Here is a 21,732-nt window from a genome sequence, read left to right on the forward strand (position 1 = left end):
AAATTAGAATGGCTGTTTTTTTATACCTCATAAAAGAGTTAGTATAATACTTTATTAATTTTTAGCAACCATTGTGGTGCGCTATCTTATCTGCTCTATTTCATTTTAACTTACGTAACAAAGTTGACTCGTTATAACGAGCCAACTTTATTTAACCATCTCAAATTCTTTTTTACCGTATCTACCTTTCGCATACCGATCATCGTGGACAAAATACCAGGGGTTTTTAAAACAAACGACATCAACTCATCTATATTTCCTTGTTGATGTTTTGTAAGTCTTCCACAATCTAATGGAGCACTTGTTGTGACGTGAACGCCTAACTCTTCTGCAGCTTGAAGCAGCGTTCTCCATTTATCACCCACTTGCTGGTTCAGATCTGTTGCCGCTAAATGATTAGATTGGTTGAACGGAGTTTGAATAAAACGAAATTGATGAGAGTGACCTGCAACAGAGTTGGCAACATCCATCACCTTCTCTAAAGAAATGTAACCAAGTGTCTCTGGAGACTCTGTAAAAGCAGACCAGACAGCTAGACCGTAATATCGGATCAAGCCCTGTTCGACTTGCTGTTCATAAAAGGAGAAAAGGTTTTTTAGCTTATGGTAAAAGGCGTCTTCACCTAAAACTTTTAAAGAGACTTCTGGGTTATGAATGTAATGGACGTCTATGTAATCGACTTGCATGTGCTTTAAACTTTGTTGAATAGCGAACTCATAAAAAGAAGGTTCCAAAACGTGTTTGTGGTGGTCAATAATCTGCAGATCTGAACGTTGACTGACCCCTTTATCCACTAATATCTCTTGCAGGTAATTTTCAGGACGAAGTTGAGCGTCAATATCACCTGGTATGATGCCGGCTTTCGTAGACAAAAATAGGTCTTCTCTGTCGACTTGCTTTTCCATTTGCATGAGTTTCGATAAAACACTTCCGACATCTCGCTCAGAGCGCATGCCTCGATAATTGAGCGCTGTATCAATAAAATTGATTCCATTTAACAGCGCATATTCAATAGATTTTTGATAGAGAAGTGAATCTTCATCATTCATTTCCCCTAGATGTGTACCGATGGCTATTCTTGAAACCTCACTAATTTGCATGCCTTCTAACCTCCTCAACATCCAAATTATAACATTGTTTCATCGCTAACATTTAATGAACGCCTCTTTATAAGAATAAAGAACTATGAATAATTACTCATTTATATTTCTTTGAATTTTTTATAGAGGTATCAACTATGGTCTATTGAATATTAAGTCTGGTGAAATAATTCAATTAAAGTAATTGAATAAAAATTCATAAGTTAGTATAATTATTTTGTTTTTGGGATTGAGGAAGGGGAGAAACAACATGTTAAAAAAACATTGGGTAGCTGGTGTCATGAGTTTGAGTTTACTGACATCGATGCCTTTTGCTGTAACAGCAGAATCGCCTCAAAAAAAGTGGACGAATGTTAATAGCTTTGAAGAGGCTGATGGAAGTCCGTTCAACTCTGAGCATTATGATTTTGTAAAGTATTCAAAGATTGGTTCGGTCTTAAAGAAGATTGATAGAGAAAGCAGACGAGTAACCCTTGAACAAACAGGGGTTTCATCTAAAGGGTATCCGATGTATGTGGTCACGATCTCCAATACAGGTGATAAAGGAAAGTATGGACATTATAAGAAACTGCGAAAAGAAATGTTCAGAAATCCTCAAAAAGCACAAGATTGGATCGCCGAAAATCCTGATTTTAAAGTACCCGTGATGATCAATGGATCTATCCACGGAACAGAATACATAGGCTCTGATGCTGTCCTTCAGCTGATCGATCGTTTTGCCAAAGATAATGATGAAGAAACAAAAGAGATTTTAGACAGCAACATACTCATCTTTAATGTGGTTGCGAACCCTGATGGTCGTGTTGATGGAACTCGTTTTAACGGAAACGGTATTGATTTGAACCGTGACTTTATCACTCTTTCACAAGAGGAAACGAAACAAACCGTTGATCTTATTACAGAGTGGAATCCGATGGTCTTCTTAGATCTTCATGGCTATGTGAACAGTGACGACGGAAAGCCTGGGTTGATTGAGCCGTGTACGCCGCCTCATAATCCGAACTATGAATATGATCTGTTTTCTAAATGGGCTTTAGATCAAGCAAAAGCGATGGAAGCAGAGATCGTTGGAAATAAAGCAAACTATGAAACAGATCTCTATAAAAATATGACAGGTACATATATCCCGCAGCGTGACGATAGTTTTGGTTGGGACGATTATCCGCCGATCTTTACACCGATGTATGCGATGTATCATGGGGCATACGGTTACACGTTGGAAGCACCGACAAACAATTGGGATGGTGTGAGATGGGCGAACGATGCTGTGATGGGAGCCTTAAAATTTGCTGTACAGAACAAACAAGGAATGCTTACAGATCAAATTGAGATCTTTGAACGCGGCATCAATTTTGATCACCCTTACCATGAAGAAGGATTTTTCCCGAATGCCTATGTTTTACCTGTAAATGAAAAAGATCCGACGGTTACAGAAAAAGCGGTGAACCATCTTCTTGAAAATGATATTTCTGTAGAAAAAGCAGTCAAACCTTTTTCGGCTAACGGACAAGCTTATCCAGCGGGCACGTACATCGTTGATATGAGCCAGGCCAAAGCCGGTCTTGCAAACACGATGCTTTGGGATGGCGAGGATATTACGAACGATACGCCAGCGATGTATGACATCTCTGCCTGGAGTCTACCAGAATTATGGGGCTTTGAAGCGATTGAAGTGGATGAAAAGGTGAATGCAAAAACAAAGCCAGTGAAAGAAGCTGAATATGAAGGCTCCTTACAAGGAAGAGGGCCTTATGTGATTTCCAACAGCTCTGTCCAAGCTGTGAAGTTAGTGAACGATCTTATGAAAAAAGGTGAGCGTGTATATAAAGATGATTCAGGAAATTTCTATATTGAAAACCTCTCCTCAAGAAATAAGAAGCTCGTTAAAGAGTCAGGAATTAAGCTGCAATCAGCAAAAATGCCATCTCAAAAAGAAAAGCTTTCAACACTTAAAGTAGCTGTTTTAAAAGATGGTGGCATGAATAAAGCACAAAGTCATGCAGGTACAAAACTTGCATTAGAACGACTCGGCTTCTCGGTAAAAGAAGTGACACCAAAAGAAGTTGCAGAAAAGGGTCTATCTCAATACGATGCGTTTCTATACGCAGGCACTGACGCATTGCTGCAATACGAGAATGTGAGAGAAGCGAATAAACCGTTCGTGATCGGCAGCAAGCAGGCGTATGACAGTTTCAAAGCCAACGTACAAACATTTATCGAAAACGGCGGAAAATATATCTCAGTTGGCGCTGGTGGTGCTAAAGCTTCAAGTCAGCTCGGGTTAACAACAATAAAAGTAAACACGGGCGGCTCTAACAGCAATGGAATCGTAAAAGTAGACTATGAAAAAGATGAAGTAACAGCTGGTTATAAAAAGGATGATCTCGGGTTTGTTTATCGACCGGTCTGGTTTACGGAGTTAGGAAATTCAAAGTCGGTCGCAACTTTAGGAGACGGCGACTTTTTTGTAGCAGGTCACTGGAAGAATAATCAACAAGCGGCTGGTCAATCCGTTATTGTTGAAGAAGCTGAAAAAGACGTTACGCTGATCGGACTCGAAGCAGGATTCCGTGATCATACGGATTATCTGTTCCGTTTATTATCCAACTCACTATATCAGTAATAGAGCATTTCTCGTTGACAACCAGATAAGCACTGCATTACTTTTATAGGGAAAGTTTACCCTGTTTAATAGGACTTGAAGAGCATTGAACTTTTTTCTTTGCTCTTTGGTCTTTCTTTATATCAAAAATCCAGCTCTTAATCCTTTGATTTTCTACATCATCGTATTTGATTGGAGTGTAAGGTGCGAGACTCCTGGGGGATCAGCGGGACAGGTGAGACTCCTAAGTGCGCAAAGCGCAGAGGAGGCTCACCGCACGCCCCCCGGAAAGCGAGCAACCTGAAACGGAAATCAATCCCACGAGCTACAATGATTTTCAAACATGGTTTTGTGAGCTGAAATGTTTTAAAGCGTTCAGACAGGTGTAAATTATAGAAGTAAAGCAAATGAAAGGTGAGTGAAAAGATATGTTCAATAAACTATTTGGAAAAAAAGAAGTTAAAAAAGAAGAAACACTAATCGCTCCATTAACAGGAAAAATCGTAAACATTGAAGAGGTGCCAGATCCGACGTTTGCTCAAAAGATGATGGGCGATGGGATTGCGATAGAACCAACAGAAGGTGTAGTTGTCTCTCCGGTTGATGGAGAAATCGTTCAGTTCTTCCACACGAAGCATGCAATCGGTATCCAATCAGAAGCTGGAGCAGAAATCCTTATCCACGTTGGTCTTGAAACGGTTAGCATGAACGGTGAAGGTTTCGAGGGACATGTGAACGTAGGAGATAAAGTAAAAGCGGGAGACAAGCTTTTAAGCTTTGACCTGGAATTGATTAAGGAAAAAGCGGCTAGCACGGTAACGCCGATCGTGATCACAAACGGTGATGCGGTAGAATCTTTAGACAAGCGTGCAGCGTCTGAAGCAACAAAAGGTGAAACTTCATTATTGCAGGTTAAAATGAAATAAATCAGGAAATCAGGCTAACCATGCCTGATTTTTTTCCAATAAAAAGGGGAGGCTACGATGAAAAAAGGCGTAATTTCTTTAGGAGAAGCACTTGTTGATTTTATTCCAACGGATGAAACGAACACGACTTACCAAAAAAGTCCTGGTGGAGCACCTGCCAATGTAGCTGTTGGGGTTGCGCGATTAGGGTCAGCATCTACTTTTTTAGGAAAAGTGGGAGATGATGTTCTAGGATCGTTCATGATTGATACATTAAAGAGCTATGGCGTGAACGCGTTTTATGTGTACAAGACGGAAGAAGTGAGAACAGGAGCCGTGTTTGTGACGCTGGACCAAAACGGTGAAAGATCGTTCGACTTTTACATTAATCCGAGCGCAGACCGATTCTTAGAAGAAAAAGATGTACAACCGAGTCTCTTTAAAGAACATAAAATTCTTCATTTTGGTTCGATCTCGTTGATTGGTGAGCCTTCAAAGAGTGCTACTGAAAAAGCGGTAAGACTCGCAAAAGAAAACGGCATGTGGATTTCGTACGATCCGAACTTACGATTATCGCTCTGGAAGACACCTGCACAGGCTCGTGAGACGATTCTTTCAATGCTGCAGCACGCTGACATCGTCAAGATTTCTGAAGAAGAGCTCGAATTCATTACAGGCTTAAAAAAGGTCGAAGAAGGCATTAAAGTGCTTCAAGAATATGATATTCCCTTACTCTTCATCACACTAGGAGATGACGGAAGCTATGTGGTGACGAAAGAGGGCGGCGAGTACATTCCGGCCAAACGTGTATCTTCGGTAGATACGACGGGAGCAGGCGACGCTTATGTTGCGGGAGTTCTTCATCAACTAAATGAATATGACGGTTCACTCCAAGAACTGACGCTTGATGAAGCGAGTGACATGGCACTGTTTGGAAGCGTTTCTGGAGCACTTGCAGTTTCTGTTAAAGGAGCGATGACCGCACTGCCTACTTTAGAGCAAATTGAGGACGAACTGGCACAAAATAAACAATAACTGCATATAATAGGAAAATATTTTGACTAATGTTTTTGTTTTTTGGTAATATTATTTTATTATAAAAGATGATATGCAGCTGTGAAGGATGAATAGTAGCTAAAGGTACACTCTTTTTAGCGAGCTGGGGATGGTGCAAGCCCGGTAAGAGACATTAGTGAAACGGCAATCCGGAGTTGCTTTTTGAAAAGAGGATTCGTTTTTACATACGGATCAACTAGGGTGGAACCGCGGGAGATACAACTCTCGTCCCTGGGCATAGCGCCTTGGGACGGGAGTTTTTTATTTTTAAAAACGGCCGACCCATAAGGCATAATCCGAATGGGAGGAATAAAAATGACAAAAAACATGGAAACCATCACAAATCATGCGAAACACCGCGGTTTTGTATTTCCGGGATCTGAAATTTATGGAGGTCTTGCGAACACGTGGGATTATGGTCCACTTGGTGTTGAGCTTAAAAACAACGTAAAAAAAGCATGGTGGAAAAAATTCGTTCAAGAATCACCTTACAACGTAGGTCTTGATGCAGCGATCCTGATGAATCCTCGTACGTGGGAAGCATCTGGGCACATCGGTAACTTCAACGATCCGATGATGGACTGTAAGAACTGTAAAGCGCGTCACCGTGCAGATAAACTGATTGAAGATGCTGCTGATCAAGCGGGAAAAGAAATTATCGTAGACGGCCTTCCGTTTGAAAAGATGGAAGAGTTAGTGAAAGAATACAATATCGCTTGTCCGGAGTGTGGAAGCCATGACTTCACAAGCATCCGCCAGTTCAACCTAATGTTCAAAACACACCAAGGTGTAACAGAATCAAGTTCAAACGAAATCTACATGCGTCCGGAAACAGCTCAAGGGATCTTCGTTAACTTTAAGAATGTTCAGCGTACGATGCGTAAAAAATTGCCGTTCGGTATCGCACAGATCGGTAAGAGTTTCCGTAACGAGATCACGCCTGGTAACTTCACGTTCCGTACACGTGAGTTCGAACAGATGGAGCTTGAGTTCTTCTGTAAGCCAGGAAGTGAGATCGAGTGGTTCAACTATTGGAAAGACACAGCTGAAAACTGGCTAAAATCATTGGGTATGACTTCTGAAAACCTTCGTCTTCGCGACCATAACGAAGATGAGCTTTCTCACTACTCAAATGCAACAACTGACTTTGAATACAAGTTCCCGTTCGGCTGGGGCGAGCTTTGGGGTGTTGCGTCCCGTACGGACTTCGATTTGAAGCGGCACATGGAATTCTCAGGCGAAGACTTCAACTATATCGATCAAGAAACAAACGAGCGTTATGTCCCTTATTGCATCGAGCCTTCTCTAGGTGCTGACCGTGTAACGTTGGCGTTCTTGATTGATGCGTATGAAGATGAGCAGCTTGAAGATGGTACATCAAGAACTGTTATGCACTTGCACCCTGCACTAGCTCCTTATAAAGCAGCGATCCTGCCATTATCTAAGAAGCTATCTGAAGAAGCAACAGAAGTGTTCAGCTCACTTGCAAAAGACTTCAATGTGGACTATGACGAAACAGGATCGATCGGTAAACGTTACCGTCGTCAAGATGAAGTAGGGACACCTTTCTGTATCACGTATGACTTTGATTCCAAAGAAGACGGCATGGTAACCGTACGTGATCGTGACACGATGGAACAAACGCGTGTGAAGATTGCAGATCTTAAGAGCTTTATTGAGTCTAAGGTTCAGTTTTAATTAAAAGCTTGTGATTCATAGTTGCTTTTGTGAGTAGTTGATTTACGTTCCAGGTGCTCGCTTTCCGCGGGGCAGACGGTGAGCCACATTCGTACGTTTCACGTATAAGTGTCTCACCTGACCGCCTGTCCCACAGGAGTCTCGCACCTTACACTCCAATCAACTTTTCAATGAAGATTCAAGATTATAAAGCTTAATAAAAAGCACACATTTGCGTCTTGCAGTGTGTGCTTCTGTTTTTTCTCATGCGTTTATTCTACAATAGAGTATGAGTGATTAATTTATAGCCCTCGGGCTTTTTTTGGAGGTATATACATGAACGAAGGACGTATTCAAAAGGTACAGAACTGGTTAAAACAAGAAGGGCATACTTTCGCGTTCATTCACACGACAGCAAACGTGTTCTATCTATCAGGATTGTATTCGGATCCGCATGAACGTGTGTTAGGTGTGGCTGTACTTGCAGAAGGAGAGCCGTTCATGATCTGTCCAGGCATGGAGCGTTCGCAAGCTAAAGACGCAGGCTGGACGTATGAGATTGTTGGCTACAGTGATTCTGAGGATCCTTGGGCGAAGGTACAAGAAGCTTTGGCTAGCCGTGGAGTGACTGCAGCATCATCGATTGCAGTTGAAAAAGAAACACTTCCATACGCACGTGGCGAAAAGCTACTTGGTATGTTTGATGGTGCGAGCTTGGTCGGAGCTGAAGAGTTGATGAACGAGCTTCGTCTCATAAAAGAAGAAAGCGAGTTAAAGACGTTGCGTGAAGCAGCTAGACTTGCTGACTATGGGGTTGAGGTAGGAGTTTCAGCACTTCGTGAGGGTGTAACAGAGATGGAAGTACTCGCGAAGATCGAATACGAACTGAAGCAAAAAGGCATCAGCGCGATGTCGTTTTCTACAATGGTGTTATTCGGTGAAAAAGCTGGACAGCCTCACGGTAAACCAGGATTAAGAAAGCTTCAGCACGGCGATTTTGTATTATTCGATCTAGGTGTAGTCCTTGATGGATATTGTTCTGACATCACGCGTACTGTAGCGTTTGGTGATCTGGATGAAAAGCGCCGCGAAATCTATGATACCGTGCTGCAGGCACAATTAAAGGCGTTAGAAGCTTCTAAGCCAGGAACGCGTATCGGTGACCTAGACGTGATCGCGCGCAACCACATCACGGAAGCGGGATACGGCGACAACTTCCCGCATCGCATCGGACACGGCCTTGGGATCGATGTTCATGAATTCCCGTCCGTGAGTGACAACAACGATGGTGTGCTTCGTGAAGGAATGACGTATACGATCGAACCAGGCATCTATATTGATGATGTCGGCGGCGTACGTATTGAGGACGACGTCTATGTAACGGCAGATGGACACGAAACATTGACGAAATATCCAAAAGAGCTGCAGATTATTAAGTAATAGTAGTTAAAAATTGAGGGATGGCTCTTGTGGGAGCCATCCTTTCGTATTTTACGGGCGAAGAGAGCAGCGAGAGAGTCACTTTGGAGGTGCTCAGAGGTGCAATCCAAAAGTTTTGCCCTTGAATCCACGAAATAGGACGTTCAATCCACGAGTTTTGTTCTTCAATCCACATATTTGAGGCTTATATCCACGAGTCTACAAACTTAGACAATTATCGACAAACGGTTATCGCTGGGGAAGCCACGGCTATCTGGCCGCTTAATTAATAAAACATGATCTCCATTTTGAACCATGTACATCGTATATAGTCGGTGTTCAATCGATATAGTCACTCTTAGTCCTCCAAAAAACATTTTACTTATTTTAACATATAATCTATAATAATGATTGATTAACCAATCATCCATAAAAAGGAGATTACTCAATTGCCTTTATCACATAAACAAATGATAGCGATGGAACAAAAGCGTGAAAAGATTCTAGAGCAGGCGATCCTGTTGTTTGCAGAGCAAGGGTATGAAAGCACGACCATTGCAAAGGTAGCAAAAGCCGCAGGTGTTAGTTTTGGAAGTGTATTTACGTACTTTGAAAATAAGGATCAGCTTTTTTATCATGCTGTTACAGAGCCTTTAGAAAAACAATATAGAGAAGCGATGTTAGATTTTAATCCGGTTGCTGAAGATCTTTTGGCTGAGATTAAGAGCATGATAGACAAACATATTACGATTTTTATCGAGATGCGTACATATTTGCAGCTGGTCGTTCAAGTGATCGGACAGCATACGAAATTTCCTGAACCGTTTAAAGTTCTGGATGAATTTAGTCTCCAGTTTATTTTAAAACTTCAAGAGATCATACGAAATGGTCAAAAAAGTGGAGTTCTAGAAGAATCTGATGAAGATTTAACAGCAACAGCGTATCTCGGTTTTCTATTAGGAATTCGATTAACGTTTACAGACTATGCGGTATCACGGGTTAGAGAAAAGTTTAAGATTCCAGCATTTCAACTGTTATATCCGAAACGCTAAAATGTGTTTCGGTTACTTTTTATCTTAATAATGATTGATTAATCAATCGTAAAAGGAGAGATAAACATGAATTTCTTTTCGTTTCATCGCAACATCCAGCTAAGGCTAGTGCTGCAATTTATTACGACTTTTGCTTCTTCAGCTGTAATTCCGTTTTTAGCTATCTTTTTTTCTAATCAGGTAGGGGCGTTTTCAACGGGTTTGATGTATATCGGAGTTATTCTATCCGGCATAATGGGTGCACTGTTTGGCGGGAGGCGTTCCGATCAATTTGGAAGAAAGCGAATTATTTTACTCAGTGAGAGCATGATTGGTCTTGGCTACTTGATTGCTGGAGCTCTCAATCTGTTCTTTCCTCTTTCTCCATATGTGAACTTTGCGCTGTTCATCGTTATTCTCTTTTTCACAGGAATGGCTGGACCTGCGTATGGCGCGATCATTATTGATTCAAGTACGAAGGAAAACAGAAAAGCCATTTATACGATTTCCTATTGGCTTGGGAATTTGGCAGTAGCTGCAGGGGGAATAACAGGGGCTATACTTTTTAAAACCTATCCATATGAACTGTTCTTAGGAATCGCGTTGGTTACCTTTTTCACGTGGGTGGTGACATGGTTATGGCTTGAAGATGTACGGTTGCCGAGTGCTATGAATCAGGAAGCCAACGAAACAAAAAGCTTGCAGGGAAGCTATAAAGAAATTTTTTTGAACCGAAAATTCATTCTTTTTACGGTAGCAGGGTTGTTTCTTATCTCGTTGGAAGAGAGCTTGACCACATATATCGGTATAAAACTTGTAAGCGATATGAAGGATCCAGTTGCGTTACTGCCTTTCACATCATTATTTGAAGTAGATGGATTTCAGTTGATCGGTCTACTAAAAGCAGAGAACACCATCTTAGTTGTTGTCTTGAGTCTAGTTATAGCTAATATGGTAAAGCGTTTTAAAGACCGTCACTTAATGCTCGGAGGAGGGTTTGCTTACGCTTTAGGTTTTGTTGTGATCAGCTCTAGCACGAGTCCCGTTGTTTTAATCACAGCGATGTTTATTGCGTCTGTTGGGGAACTGATTCATATTCCCGCTAAACAAGCTTATGTCGCATCAATCATACCGGATGATGCTCGAGGCTCATACATGGCGATCTACGGCTTATCGTTTCATCTGTCTGGAATGATTGCCGCATTATTTGTCATGATGAGTGGAATTCTTTCCGCAAACACGATTACCTTGCTGTTTAGTTTATTGGGTCTTATAAGTTTATGGATCTATCATGTTTTGTTTCGATCCGAAGCGCCAGAAGAAACGAAGGTTGTTAAAACCACAGCATAAAAAAGAAGCAGAAAATTTCCTGCTTCTTTTCAAGAGATTATTTTAGTTAGGCAATACATAAAACATCATGAGAAAATGCATCACACTGCCGGCTAGAACAAATAAGTGCCATACGGCGTGGTGGAACGGAAAGCTACGCCATACGTAAAAGATACTGCCTAGCGTATAGATGATTCCACCTGCAACTAAGAGCTGTATGCCTGCTGGTGGCATGTTTGCTGAAATATCTTGAAAGGCAAATGTGATCAGCCATCCCATCGCTACATAACCTAATGTTGATAACACTACGAATTTTTTCGTAAAAAAGACTTTAAACACGACACCAAAGATCGCGAGTCCCCAAACAACTCCAAATAATGTCCAGCCTAGTGCACCGCCTACAACAATCAGTACGATTGGGGTGTACGTTCCTGCAATAAAGAGATAGATGGCCGCGTGGTCCATGATCTCAAATAAATCCTTAACCCGTCCTTTAGGAAAAGCGTGTACGAGGGTTGAAGCTGTATAAAGCGTCAGCATCGTTCCTCCGAATACGGCGAAGCTAACAATATGAACCGCTGTTCCTTTCCATACGGCAAACACGAGCAGAATGGAAGTAACCGCTACACTTAGAAGGACACCGAGTCCGTGTGTGATGGCATTTGCTATCTCTTCGCGTTTTGAAAATACATGTGTACTCATTTCGTTCACCTTCCTTTACGTTATGGTCAGTATATCAGAAAATGGCATCCTTTAACCAATTAAAGAACATAAATAAATGTAAATTACATTGTTGTCTTTGAAGGTGGTTGATCTCCGCTCCAGGTTGCACGCTTTCCATGGGGCGACCGGTGAGCCTCCTGCCGCTACGCGCCATTAGGAATCTCCACCAGTCCGCTCGTCCCATAGGAGTCGGCAACCTTCCTCTCCATTCAACTTGCATAGGATGAGACAATGAAAGATCTCCAATGTTGTTTAGGCTGAAAGCAAGTACTCTGGAAATGGACATCAATTTCTTTTAAGAAGGCTTTTTTAAAAGATTATTGCTATTGAGTATTTCTTATTTCCTTCTTCGACTATTGATTGTAGTGGAAGATGCGAGACTCCTGCGGGACAGGCGGGCAATCGGAAGAGTGGAAATGGCTCGTTCAGCCCCGACAAGCAAAAGTTGAATGGACTAGGAAGGCGCACTATGCCTTCTTGTCCGTTTAACTTTTGACCTCGAGGGGCTAGCCATTGCAACTAGACAAGTGAGACACTTATACGTGAAACGTACGAATGTGGCTCACCGCCTGCCCCGCGGAAAGCGAGCATCTGCAACGGAAATCAACTCATTCAAAAGCACCCTTTAAGAATAACTTTCTAAAAAGAAGGAATCTTTCTCGGAGGAGAGGAAATAGATAGGATTACAGACTTAATAGATAAAGAGAGGGTCACGATCATGGAGGTAACTCGTTATTCATCTATACCGGAGTTTTATAGGGAAGTAGAAGAATTCCTGTTGTGTCAGGAAGATCGCGCAGGAATCATGCTTGGTAACTGTCTGCGTTTTCAAGACAAAGTATGGGAGGGCGAGCAGCCTTTTCTCGCTACCGTTAAACAGAATGGTAAGATCATGCTTTCCGCTATGCTAATCCCGCCTTATGCTTTATTACTTTTAGAAAAAGAGGAAACAGAGGGTGTAGCGGCAGTGCCATTTTTAGTTCGTTACTTGATCGAAGAAGATTATTATGTACAAAAAGTAATGTCGCCGAAAGTTATTGGAAAGGCGTTTGCACAAGAGTGGACGACAGCTCAGCATTTAGAAGAAAAACTGCTGATGGATCTGCGTCTTTACACGCTTCCTTCTGTTATCCATCCTGCAGCTCGACCTGGCCGTTTAAGGCAGGCTACAAAAGCCGACTTATCCTTCTTACCGCGCTGGATCGTAGAGATGACAGAAGAGACGAAACAGATTATGACGATGGCGGAAGCTGAAGAATATGCGAAAATGCGCGTGAAGAGCAAGTTTCTTTTTATATGGGAAGAGGATGGCAAGCCAGTATCGATGGCAGCTAAGACCCGACCGAATATAAAAGGTGTCTCGATTAATTTGGTTTATACACCTAAGAATCTTAGAGGTAAAGGATATGCGAGTGCTTGCGTTGCTGCACTAAGCGATTATCTGTTGAGTGAAGGATTTACGTTCTGCACCCTTTATACAGATCTCTCAAACCCTACTTCTAATAAAATCTATCAAAATATCGGTTATGAGCCGGTATGTGATTATATTGAACTGAAATTTAACGAAAAAAGAACAGAGCGACCGGCTTGATTACCGGTAAGCTTTGTTCTGATTCTTCATCTCTATATAGTTCGTTATGTATTTTCGTGCACCGCCTAAAGTTTCTTTAGGAAGCTGGTCATGTTTAAAATATTGAAAATCATGTGATTCATCGTGATCAATCGTTAGTTCGCCACTTACAGAATGAGCCGTATACACAGCGGTGACGGCATACAGTTCATCACCGTTTGCATTTTTTACATAATGATCTTGACCAGAATAGACGTGAAGCTGGGTCAAGCCTTCAACATCGAGTCCTGTTTCTTCTTTTACTTCACGAATCGCCGTTTCTTCAAAACTTTCACCAAGTTCCATCAGACCACCGGGCAGCCCCCAACCGCCATCTGTACGGTGCTGTAATAATATTTCATCCTTTTCGTTCACAATAATAACAACAGAGCCAGGTAAGATGAGTGGTGCGGTTCCTACATATTTCCGAAGATCTTCATAGTAAGCCATTAAATCGCTCCTTCCTAACCAACATTTTACAGAAAACATGTTAATAATTCATCTAAAAGTGGAACACTGAATAAAAAGATCGAGGGGAGTTTTGGAATGGAAGCCTTCGCTAGACCCCGGGTGGTTGTAAGTAAGTGTCTTGAATTCGAAGCATGCCGTTACAATGGTGATGTGATATATAACGATGTGATTAAAAAACTGATGGATTATGTAGATTTTGTTCCCGTTTGTCCAGAAGTAGAAATCGGACTTGGTACGCCACGAGAAACGATTCGTATTGTGAAAAAGGGTGAAGATTATTTTCTTCTTCAGCCATCAACGCAGCGTGATGTAACAACGGAGATGCGTACTTTTTCAGATGGTTATCTGGCTGGAATCATTGATACAGACGGGTTTATTCTGAAGACGCGTTCTCCTTCTTGTGGTTTAAAAGAAGTGAAGGTGTATGCCTCTACTGAAAAAGGTCCTGCGATCGGGCATTCAAGCGGGTTATTTGGTGGAAGGGTCGCAGAGCTTTACTCACACTTAGCCATTGAAGAAGAAGGAAGGTTAAATAATTTTACGATCCGTGACCGTTTTTATACGAAGCTTTTTACGCTCGCTGCTTTTCGAAACATCCTCCCTCAAGGACTTCAAGCGATTAAAAGCTTTCATCAGAAAAATCAATTTCTGTTTATGGCCTATAGCAACCCAACGCTTAAAGTGATGAACCGTATCTTGAAAAAAGAGCAGGAAAATGGCGAAGAACGAACGATACAACTGTATGCTAAAGCCATGAACAAGCTGTTTAATCGTACGGCAAGAAGCGATTCAAACAGGAAAGTGGCCTACGAGATCTTCAAACGGTTTCAGCCGCATCTATCTCCAAAAGAAATCGCCTTTTTTGAAGAGCTTCTTCAGAAGTATGCGAACAAAAAAGAACCGTTTTCGAGTGTGGCTACGATTTTAAAGTCGCATGCCATACGATTTGAAGACAGTGAGATTCTGGGTCAGACGTTCTTTGCACCATACCCTGAAATTCTGCTTGAGATCTCAGACTCAGGCAAGGGACGAGATTATTAAAACGAGACCATATAAAAATGGAATGGTAAGACAGGAAAGAACCGTACTTAACATAACACCTGCTGCGGCAAAAGATGCATCCTCTCCATAACGTTCTGCATACATGGAGATGGTTGGAGCGGAGGGCATCCCGGCAGTTAGAACGGCAACTGCTATTAATGGAAGAGGCAACGATAAGAAAACAAAAGGAAGTAATAGAAACGGAAAAAGCAGAAGCTTGTAAAAACTCGCTATCCATAAGTGTGAACTTTTTATAAAGCTCATTAAATGCTTTAACGGTAAAGCTCCCAAAAGAACGCCGATCAACAACATCGAAAGTGGAACAGTTGGTTTTCCTAGCAATTCTAAAGTGTTGGATAAAGCACTAGGAAGGGTTCCTGGGAGGAGCATGAAGATTAAGCCAACAAGTGTGGAAATCACACCCGGATTTAAAAAGACGCTTCGCCAAGGCAGAGTCTCGGAATGACGAGCAAATAAATAGATGCCGTATGTCCAAATCCACAAAAGATAGACAAAGTTAAAGAATGTGGCAAAAAGCACTCCTGTCTCTCCGAACAATAAAAAACAGACGGCAATGCCTAGAAAGCCTTGATTTCCAAAAATCATGATCCCTTCTAAGGCATTTTTTTGTGTCTTTATTATCTTCAATTTCTTAATCGTCCACCAAGAAAAGAGCGAGGAAATCAGTAATACGAATATAGACATTACGGAAAGCCAACCGAACTGTATAAGATTTTCAATGGAAAAGGAAACATCCATTCCGAAGATGATCAATGCAGGTAACGTTACATTCAATAAAAGTGCTGAAAGAGTACGTTCACTGCCAGGTGGTAAGATCTCTTTCTTTCGAAGGATATAACCGATAAGAGCAATGCTGTACAATAGGGTTAATTCTTGCATAAAAGGTGCAAGTTTCATTCGATCTTCACCCTCCTTACCTAAAAGCATATGGAGGATGTGTAGAATAGGTGATACATACGATATACGTTCGCAGGAGGAAGATTCATGCTGATGGCAAAAGGCGAGATTTTATTCAGGCAAGGAGAAGAAGGTCCGTTATTTCGGTTAGAAAGCGGCTTATTAAAGATTGTTCGAGTTCATGAAGATGGAAGCCAAGTTTTGTTGAATTTAATTATCCCAGGCGAAGTAATTCCACACCATTCATTAACGAGTCAAAACGAATATAACGGAACCGCTATAGCGCTGTTACCGTGCGAGATAACGCGGATCGAACCCCAGCAATGGTATCGATCACTTGAAGAGGACCCATACAGATACAAAGAAGTGGCACTAATGCTAGAAACGAAACTAAGGATGATGCAGCAGCGTATCAATCAGATGTCTACTTTGACACCAGAAGGAAAGATCAGGAAGCTTCAAAACTGGTTCACGAATTATTTTCCTGACATCCAGATTGAAAAAGTGCTAACTCAAGAAGAAATCGGGCAGTTTGTTGGCTTAAGACGAGAAACAGTTAACCGGGCACTCAAGAAGATTTAATGAAATGTCAAAGATTTTACATACATATGAACGTAAGATTTTCGCTTCTTTAACAAATGATACCTGTATAAAAGTTAAAGGAGTGATGTGTGATGAAAAAGTTTATCCCTCTTGCACTTGCGTTTTCCGTACTAACGAGTGGTGCCATTACGGTGTCTGCTGCAAATCAAGAAAAGATCCAAGTGGAGTCTCATAAAAGAGGTCAACACTTTAAGCGAATGAAAAATTTTCAGGAGCAGGTTCATAAAGCGAACGCTCTTAAGATCGAACGATTAGAGATTCAAAAAGAGATCGTTAAAAAGAAAGACCAGCTTTTCGACATGCATGTAAAAGCTGGGGAGCAGAAAGTAAAAGAAAAACGAAGCGCGAACAAAGCCAGCTGGCAGGAGATGAAACAGATTCATCAGGATTTAAGGACTCTGCAAAGCCAAGCACATGAAACGAAAAAAGCGATGCATGAGGCATTAAGAGCAAATAACGAGAAACTCGCGCTAGAGAAGATGAATCAGTGGCTGAGTCTCAATGAGAAAATCAATAACAAGCTTAGCGAAAAATCCGCAAAGCTGGATGAGGTCTTAGCTAAACATAAGTAAAAAGCAATAACAAAAAGTGTTGAAGCAAATGCTGCCTCAACACTTTTTATAATTACTTATTTTGATTTATGCTTAGGTGTATAGTCTGGATAATCGGTAATGATTCCATCAACACCTGCGTCTAAGAGCGGCTTTACTTCTTGCTTGTTTCGAACCGTCCAAGCCATGATGCCCATGTGACGCTCATGCACCTCATCAACGATTGAAGAATTAACAAGTGTTCTGCTAGGGTTTACAAATTCAGCATATGTAGCAAACTCATCGAGCTTTGCTTCACTTAAGTCGGTTGCCTTGGAAGTAAGTACGCCAACAGGCACTCTAGGAAGCAACTTGTCTATCTGTTGCATAGAACCAAACTCAAATGATTGAATGATAATCTTATCATGAGCTGGTAAGTGCATGTTTCGTTCCTTTATCGCTGCAGCTACTTTTTCTTCAATCTCGGGATAGTAATAGGTTGCTTTTAATTCAATTAGAATGCCAGTCTTTCCGCGGAATTCATCAAGTACTTCTTCAAAAGTAGGAACTTTTTCTCCTATAAATTTCTCACCAAAGTAGCTTCCGGCATCAAGTTGACGAATCTCTTCTAACGTATGATCTTTTACATATCCCGTTCCGTTCGTTGTTCGATCGAGTGTAACATCATGAATGACAACGAGCTCACCGTCTTTTGTTTCTTGTACATCAATTTCTATATAATCGGATTTCATATCTACACCTTTATGGAACGCGGCCATCGTATTCTCTGGCGCATAGCCTGAAGCTCCGCGGTGTGCGACGGTTTGAACGCGATCAGACGGGTCGTAAGCAAGTGTGGAAGTACTGTAGATCGAACCGATAATCCCCATTGATAGTAGTGATGCAACTGCTGTCTTCTTCATGCTCATGTTATTCATCCCCTTATCATTGTATGGTCCGTGATCCTGCTCGCCTCATGCAACAAGCAGGATTACATTCATTATGCTAACAAAGGAAAAAGGGGAAAGAATGGTCAAAACCTCCTTAGTATTTTAAAGAAAAAAAGGTCTATATGAGGGGGTATCTTAACAAATGTCTGTTCTGTAAAGATGGGGTGAAGGAGATGTCACTACTGTAAAGGAAAAGAAAAAAACCAGGCATTTTAAACACCTGGTTTCTGAAGGTCTTCCGGATGGTTGAAGCTTCTTGCAATATAGATAAACGGTGTGGATGCAGCAGAAACCACAAACTTGATCACATATGTCGTAAAGAAGATCTGAATCCAAACATCCCATGAGAACACACCAACAAACGCAATCGTACAAAAGATAAGCGTGTCGATTAGCTGGCTTACCATCGTACTTCCGTTATTACGAATCCAAAGCTGATCAGGGCGTGAAAACTTTTTCTTCAGTTTCGCAAAAAGTTTAACGTCTAGATACTGACTGATTAAGTAAGCAGCGAGACTGCCGATCACCAGACGAGGCATAAATCCAAAGATTGCTTCAAGATGCGGCTGGAAGATGTCACTTTCGTGCGGTTGAAACACGAGCACCATCTGCATGATGATCGTTGTCATGATAAGAGTAAAGAAACCGAACCAAACTGCTTTCTTCGCTTCTTTTTCTCCGTACTTCTCGTTGATTAAATCTGTTGCTAAATAGATGGTTCCATAGATCACATTACCGAGAGTCATAACAAGTCCAAACATCTCGATCGTTTTTACAACTTGCAGATTAGCAAGAATTGTAGCTGCTGCGATCCATGCATACAGTCCCGTACGACCGAACCACTTATAGCACGTTAAAAATAATATAAAATTAACCAGTGCAAATGCTGCACCAAAATAAAAATTAAACATAAAAATTCCTCCTAGTTTTGATAACGCGGGAGTTTGCGAACCGCGAAACACTTTTAACACAACAGTTCCCCATTATAAGTCAGTTTTTGTAATTAATCAATAATCCATATAAATAAGTAGCGCACGAGTAGTTTATAATCTCTTTCTTTGTGCAATACATAGTGTAGATTGATTATTGATTACAGAAAAAACGGAAATACTTCTTGTAATAGATAAAGCACACTAAGGAGCAGGTGTATGATAACTTTTGATAATGTTTCTAAGGAATACCAAGATGGAACGGCTGCGGTTCGTGATTTGAATTTAACGATACAGCCAGGAGAATTTTTCGTCGTGATCGGTCCGAGTGGTTGTGGGAAAACGACGATGCTTAAGATGATCAACCGACTGATCAGTCTTACAAAAGGCACGATTTCCATCGATAACAAGAGAATCAGTGATTACAATATTGATGAACTACGTTGGAATATCGGGTATGTGCTTCAGCAGATCGCCTTATTTCCTCATATGACGATTCTAGAGAATATTAGTATTGTTCCTGAGCTAAAAGGATGGGACAAAGAAAAAATTCGTAAAAGAGTGGACGAACTTCTTGATATGGTTGGCTTAGACCCTGAAACGTATCGAGATCGCAAGCCTAAAGAACTCTCTGGCGGGCAACAACAGCGGGTGGGTGTTGTGCGAGCGTTAGCTGCAGATCCTAACATTATTTTAATGGATGAACCATTTAGTGCTCTAGATCCGATCAGCAGAGAAAAGCTGCAGGAAGATCTTTTTAATCTTCAAAGAAATATTAAGAAGACCATTGTTTTCGTCACGCATGACATGAAGGAAGCGATCAAACTTGGAGACAGGATCTGTGTGATGAATGAAGGATCTATCGTGCAAGTTGGAACGCCAAAAGAGCTGCTCGAAAACCCTGCCGATGATTTTGTAAGAAATTTCGTAGGAACAGAGAGTATGAGTTCTGTTGAAAATATGGATCTTCGAAAGCTTGTTATTCCATTGAAAGCAGATGAAATTGGAATGGATTATCAATTGCCATCCCTTTCAGTGAATACGAGTATTAAAGAGGCACTCAATATCTTAACCCGTGAAAATGAAGTGACGGTTGAAGATCATGGTGCGATTATCGGAACACTGAACAGACAAGCTATTATTCAATATCTTGCAGATCACTTGCAGGAAAGAGGTAGCAGAGATGAATAGTTTCTTGCAAGTATTTCAAGATCGAAAAGGTGAACTCGCAAGTGCGCTGATCGAGCATATTCAGATTTCGTTTATCGCACTTCTCTTTGCTGTGGTCATTTCAATCCCTCTTGGCATCTATTTAACGAAAAAACAAAGAGTGGCTGAACCTATTATCGGTGTAACTGCTGTGCTGCAGACGATTCCGTCACTTGCTTTACTTGGTCTGTTGATTCCGCTGTTTGGGATCGGCAAGGTGCCAGCCATTATTGCACTTGTTGTTTACGCACTGCTCCCGATTTTAAGAAACACGTATACAGGAATTAAAGAAGTTGATTCCTCATTAATTGAAGCAGCGAGAGCGATGGGGATGAACACGAGGAAGAGATTGATGAAGGTTGAACTTCCTTTAGCGATGCCTGTTATTATGGCCGGAATCCGTACGTCCATGGTCTTAATCATTGGAACAGCTACGCTCGCAGCTTTGATCGGAGCGGGTGGACTTGGTGATATTATCTTGCTCGGTATTGACCGCAATAACACGATGCTGATTGTGCTTGGAGCCGTTCCAGCCGCACTGCTCGCGATTTTATTTGATTTTCTTCTCAGAAGATTGGAGCTTCTTTCTTTTAAACGAGCACTAACAACGGTCAGCGCATTTTTGATAGCTGCTCTTTTAGTTATAATTGTTCCTTTTGCGATGAAAGGCGGACAAGAAGATATCGTTATCGGTGGAAAGCTAGGCTCTGAACCGGAAACCTTGATCAACATGTACAAACTTTTAATTGAAGAAGAAACCGATTTAAATGTGGAGCTTAAGCCCGGACTTGGTAAAACTTCCTTTGTGTTCAATGCGTTGAAATCTGGGAGTATTGATATCTATCCAGAATTTACAGGCACGGCAATCGCTGAGTTTTTAAAAGAAAACGCATCAAGTACTGATAGCAAAAAAGTATATGAACAAGCTCGAAGCGGGATGGAAAGTAAGTTTGATATGCAATTGTTAAGCCCGATGGAATATAACAATACGTATGCGCTTGCTGTTCCTGAACAATTGGCGAAAGAGTACAACTTAAAGACGATTTCGGATTTGAAGAGTGTAAGCCAAAGTCTGAACGCAGGATTTACGCTAGAATTTTCGGATCGTGAAGATGGCTATAAAGGCATCCAAAAGCTATACGATATTCAGTTTGCAAATGTGAGAACGATGGAGCCGAAGCTAAGGTATAACGCGGTGAAAAAAGGTGAAATTGATGTGGTCGATGCCTATTCTACAGACAGCGAACTGCGCCAATATAAGCTTACCGTGTTAGAAGATGACAAAAAGCTGTTTCCTCCTTATCAAGGTGCACCTATGCTTCGTAAAGAAACGGTAGAGAAGCACCCGGAGTTAAAGAAAGCCTTAGATAAACTTGCAGGAAAAATTACAGATGATGAAATGCGTGAGATGAACTATAGAGTGAATGTTGGGGGAGAGTCACCTAAGAAAGTGGCGGAGGATTTCTTGAAGGAGGAAGGTCTTCTCTAAGCTTCTACCACCATTCATTAAGATTCGACAAAAATTTCCCGGAAAATAAAGTATCCATGCAGTGCTTAGACTGTATGGATATTTTTTATGGAATAGTCGGTGTTACTGTTTGTCGAAAATCGGATAAAAAAATTTATGTAC

Annotated in this window: 20 protein-coding genes; 13 read left to right on the top strand and 7 right to left on the bottom strand. The window is 41.3% G+C overall.

Features of this window, described 5'->3' with window-relative positions; translation table 11 throughout:
- Nucleotides 1-131: 131 nt before the first annotated feature.
- A complete protein-coding gene (locus H9648_RS17165) occupies nucleotides 132-1,100 on the bottom strand; it encodes an aldo/keto reductase (protein ID WP_191755018.1) in 969 nt (322 codons plus the stop codon).
- 250 nt (nucleotides 1,101-1,350) lie between these two features.
- Here H9648_RS17165 and H9648_RS17170 point away from each other — a divergent pair, with 250 nt between their 5' ends.
- The 5 genes from H9648_RS17170 to H9648_RS17190 all read left to right on the top strand — a co-directional run bounded on the left by H9648_RS17170 (nucleotide 1,351) and on the right by H9648_RS17190 (nucleotide 8,780).
- The gene (locus tag H9648_RS17170) at nucleotides 1,351-3,723 is read left to right on the top strand and encodes a M14 family zinc carboxypeptidase (RefSeq protein ID WP_191755019.1); all 2,373 of its coding nucleotides are present in this window, start codon (nucleotides 1,351-1,353) and stop codon (nucleotides 3,721-3,723) included.
- Nucleotides 3,724-4,130: 407 nt separating this feature from the next.
- Entirely contained in the window at nucleotides 4,131-4,628 is a 498-nt protein-coding gene (locus H9648_RS17175) for a PTS sugar transporter subunit IIA (protein WP_066399283.1), read from the top strand.
- Between the two features lie 57 nt (nucleotides 4,629-4,685).
- Complete coding sequence (locus H9648_RS17180) at nucleotides 4,686-5,642, top strand: aminoimidazole riboside kinase (RefSeq protein ID WP_191755020.1); 957 nt, start codon at nucleotides 4,686-4,688, stop codon at nucleotides 5,640-5,642.
- Between the two features lie 336 nt (nucleotides 5,643-5,978).
- On the top strand, nucleotides 5,979-7,361 hold the full coding sequence (locus tag H9648_RS17185) for a glycine--tRNA ligase (protein WP_191755021.1): 1,383 nt from the start codon (nucleotides 5,979-5,981) through the stop codon (nucleotides 7,359-7,361).
- 315 nt (nucleotides 7,362-7,676) lie between these two features.
- On the top strand, nucleotides 7,677-8,780 hold the full coding sequence (locus tag H9648_RS17190) for a M24 family metallopeptidase (RefSeq protein ID WP_191755022.1): 1,104 nt from the start codon (nucleotides 7,677-7,679) through the stop codon (nucleotides 8,778-8,780).
- A gap of 206 nt (nucleotides 8,781-8,986) precedes the next feature.
- Here the strand turns inward: H9648_RS17190 and H9648_RS20920 are convergent, their stop codons facing one another.
- On the bottom strand, nucleotides 8,987-9,115 hold the full coding sequence (locus H9648_RS20920) for a hypothetical protein (protein ID WP_263600347.1): 129 nt from the start codon (nucleotides 9,113-9,115) through the stop codon (nucleotides 8,987-8,989).
- 93 nt (nucleotides 9,116-9,208) lie between these two features.
- Between H9648_RS20920 and H9648_RS17195 the strand changes: the two genes are divergently transcribed.
- Nucleotides 9,209-9,811 (top strand): TetR/AcrR family transcriptional regulator, encoded by a 603-nt coding sequence (locus H9648_RS17195; RefSeq protein ID WP_191755023.1) that lies wholly within the window; start codon nucleotides 9,209-9,211, stop codon nucleotides 9,809-9,811.
- 66 nt (nucleotides 9,812-9,877) lie between these two features.
- Nucleotides 9,878-11,140: an MFS transporter gene (locus H9648_RS17200; RefSeq protein ID WP_191755024.1), complete on the top strand. Its 1,263-nt coding sequence runs from the start codon at nucleotides 9,878-9,880 to the stop codon at nucleotides 11,138-11,140.
- Nucleotides 11,141-11,182: 42 nt separating this feature from the next.
- Here H9648_RS17200 and trhA read toward each other — a convergent pair whose 3' ends face one another.
- On the bottom strand, nucleotides 11,183-11,821 hold the full coding sequence (gene trhA / locus H9648_RS17205) for a PAQR family membrane homeostasis protein TrhA (protein WP_191755025.1): 639 nt from the start codon (nucleotides 11,819-11,821) through the stop codon (nucleotides 11,183-11,185).
- Between the two features lie 739 nt (nucleotides 11,822-12,560).
- On the opposite strand from trhA, the gene H9648_RS17210 reads away from it, so the two are divergent.
- Nucleotides 12,561-13,433, top strand: coding sequence for a GNAT family N-acetyltransferase (locus H9648_RS17210; protein WP_191755026.1), 873 nt, complete (start codon nucleotides 12,561-12,563; stop codon nucleotides 13,431-13,433).
- On the opposite strand, the gene H9648_RS17215 is transcribed toward H9648_RS17210, so the two are convergent.
- Nucleotides 13,434-13,901, bottom strand: a complete 468-nt coding sequence (locus H9648_RS17215; RefSeq protein ID WP_191755027.1) for an NUDIX hydrolase — start codon at nucleotides 13,899-13,901, stop codon at nucleotides 13,434-13,436.
- A gap of 96 nt (nucleotides 13,902-13,997) precedes the next feature.
- Here H9648_RS17215 and H9648_RS17220 point away from each other — a divergent pair, with 96 nt between their 5' ends.
- Nucleotides 13,998-14,963, top strand: coding sequence for a YbgA family protein (locus H9648_RS17220; protein ID WP_191755028.1), 966 nt, complete (start codon nucleotides 13,998-14,000; stop codon nucleotides 14,961-14,963).
- On the opposite strand, the gene H9648_RS17225 is transcribed toward H9648_RS17220, so the two are convergent.
- On the bottom strand, nucleotides 14,940-15,881 hold the full coding sequence (locus H9648_RS17225) for an AEC family transporter (protein ID WP_191755029.1): 942 nt from the start codon (nucleotides 15,879-15,881) through the stop codon (nucleotides 14,940-14,942). The genes H9648_RS17220 and H9648_RS17225 overlap by 24 nt on opposite strands.
- An 87-nt stretch (nucleotides 15,882-15,968) precedes the next feature.
- On the opposite strand from H9648_RS17225, the gene H9648_RS17230 reads away from it, so the two are divergent.
- A complete protein-coding gene (locus H9648_RS17230; protein WP_191755030.1) occupies nucleotides 15,969-16,463 on the top strand; it encodes a Crp/Fnr family transcriptional regulator in 495 nt (164 codons plus the stop codon).
- Nucleotides 16,464-16,555: 92 nt separating this feature from the next.
- Nucleotides 16,556-17,056, top strand: a complete 501-nt coding sequence (locus H9648_RS17235; protein ID WP_191755031.1) for a hypothetical protein — start codon at nucleotides 16,556-16,558, stop codon at nucleotides 17,054-17,056.
- Nucleotides 17,057-17,112: 56 nt separating this feature from the next.
- Here the strand turns inward: H9648_RS17235 and H9648_RS17240 are convergent, their stop codons facing one another.
- Complete coding sequence (locus tag H9648_RS17240) at nucleotides 17,113-17,943, bottom strand: glycerophosphodiester phosphodiesterase (RefSeq protein ID WP_191755032.1); 831 nt, start codon at nucleotides 17,941-17,943, stop codon at nucleotides 17,113-17,115.
- Between the two features lie 233 nt (nucleotides 17,944-18,176).
- Complete coding sequence (locus H9648_RS17245) at nucleotides 18,177-18,875, bottom strand: queuosine precursor transporter (protein WP_191755033.1); 699 nt, start codon at nucleotides 18,873-18,875, stop codon at nucleotides 18,177-18,179.
- 237 nt (nucleotides 18,876-19,112) lie between these two features.
- On the opposite strand from H9648_RS17245, the gene H9648_RS17250 reads away from it, so the two are divergent.
- Nucleotides 19,113-20,084, top strand: a complete 972-nt coding sequence (locus H9648_RS17250) for an ABC transporter ATP-binding protein (protein ID WP_191755034.1) — start codon at nucleotides 19,113-19,115, stop codon at nucleotides 20,082-20,084.
- Nucleotides 20,077-21,591, top strand: coding sequence for an osmoprotectant update ABC transporter permease/substrate-binding subunit OpuFB (gene opuFB / locus H9648_RS17255; RefSeq protein ID WP_191755035.1), 1,515 nt, complete (start codon nucleotides 20,077-20,079; stop codon nucleotides 21,589-21,591). The genes H9648_RS17250 and opuFB overlap by 8 nt, the downstream gene beginning before the upstream one ends.
- The last annotated feature ends 141 nt before the right edge of the window (nucleotides 21,592-21,732 follow it).

Origin of the sequence: Fictibacillus norfolkensis (assembly GCF_014836645.1) — a bacterium.
Taxonomy (GTDB): domain Bacteria; phylum Bacillota; class Bacilli; order Bacillales; family Fictibacillaceae; genus Fictibacillus; species Fictibacillus norfolkensis.

What these genes read in the sequence shown, in the direction of transcription:
- H9648_RS17185 (WP_191755021.1), top strand. Translation starts at nt 5,979, where the DNA reads ATGACAAAAAACATGGAAACCATCACAAATCATGCGAAACACCGCGGT.
- H9648_RS17210 (WP_191755026.1), top strand. Translation starts at nt 12,561, where the DNA reads ATGGAGGTAACTCGTTATTCATCTATACCGGAGTTTTATAGGGAAGTA.
- H9648_RS17230 (WP_191755030.1), top strand. Translation starts at nt 15,969, where the DNA reads ATGCTGATGGCAAAAGGCGAGATTTTATTCAGGCAAGGAGAAGAAGGT.
- H9648_RS17235 (WP_191755031.1), top strand. Translation starts at nt 16,556, where the DNA reads ATGAAAAAGTTTATCCCTCTTGCACTTGCGTTTTCCGTACTAACGAGT.
- H9648_RS17190 (WP_191755022.1), top strand. Translation starts at nt 7,677, where the DNA reads ATGAACGAAGGACGTATTCAAAAGGTACAGAACTGGTTAAAACAAGAA.
- H9648_RS17170 (WP_191755019.1), top strand. Translation starts at nt 1,351, where the DNA reads ATGTTAAAAAAACATTGGGTAGCTGGTGTCATGAGTTTGAGTTTACTG.
- opuFB (WP_191755035.1), top strand. Translation starts at nt 20,077, where the DNA reads ATGAATAGTTTCTTGCAAGTATTTCAAGATCGAAAAGGTGAACTCGCA.
- H9648_RS17165 (WP_191755018.1), bottom strand. Translation starts at nt 1,100, where the DNA reads ATGCAAATTAGTGAGGTTTCAAGAATAGCCATCGGTACACATCTAGGG.
- H9648_RS17225 (WP_191755029.1), bottom strand. Translation starts at nt 15,881, where the DNA reads ATGAAACTTGCACCTTTTATGCAAGAATTAACCCTATTGTACAGCATT.
- H9648_RS17200 (WP_191755024.1), top strand. Translation starts at nt 9,878, where the DNA reads ATGAATTTCTTTTCGTTTCATCGCAACATCCAGCTAAGGCTAGTGCTG.
- H9648_RS17220 (WP_191755028.1), top strand. Translation starts at nt 13,998, where the DNA reads ATGGAAGCCTTCGCTAGACCCCGGGTGGTTGTAAGTAAGTGTCTTGAA.
- H9648_RS17215 (WP_191755027.1), bottom strand. Translation starts at nt 13,901, where the DNA reads ATGGCTTACTATGAAGATCTTCGGAAATATGTAGGAACCGCACCACTC.
- H9648_RS17175 (WP_066399283.1), top strand. Translation starts at nt 4,131, where the DNA reads ATGTTCAATAAACTATTTGGAAAAAAAGAAGTTAAAAAAGAAGAAACA.
- H9648_RS17240 (WP_191755032.1), bottom strand. Translation starts at nt 17,943, where the DNA reads ATGAGCATGAAGAAGACAGCAGTTGCATCACTACTATCAATGGGGATT.
- H9648_RS17250 (WP_191755034.1), top strand. Translation starts at nt 19,113, where the DNA reads ATGATAACTTTTGATAATGTTTCTAAGGAATACCAAGATGGAACGGCT.
- H9648_RS17245 (WP_191755033.1), bottom strand. Translation starts at nt 18,875, where the DNA reads ATGTTTAATTTTTATTTTGGTGCAGCATTTGCACTGGTTAATTTTATA.
- trhA (WP_191755025.1), bottom strand. Translation starts at nt 11,821, where the DNA reads ATGAGTACACATGTATTTTCAAAACGCGAAGAGATAGCAAATGCCATC.
- H9648_RS17180 (WP_191755020.1), top strand. Translation starts at nt 4,686, where the DNA reads ATGAAAAAAGGCGTAATTTCTTTAGGAGAAGCACTTGTTGATTTTATT.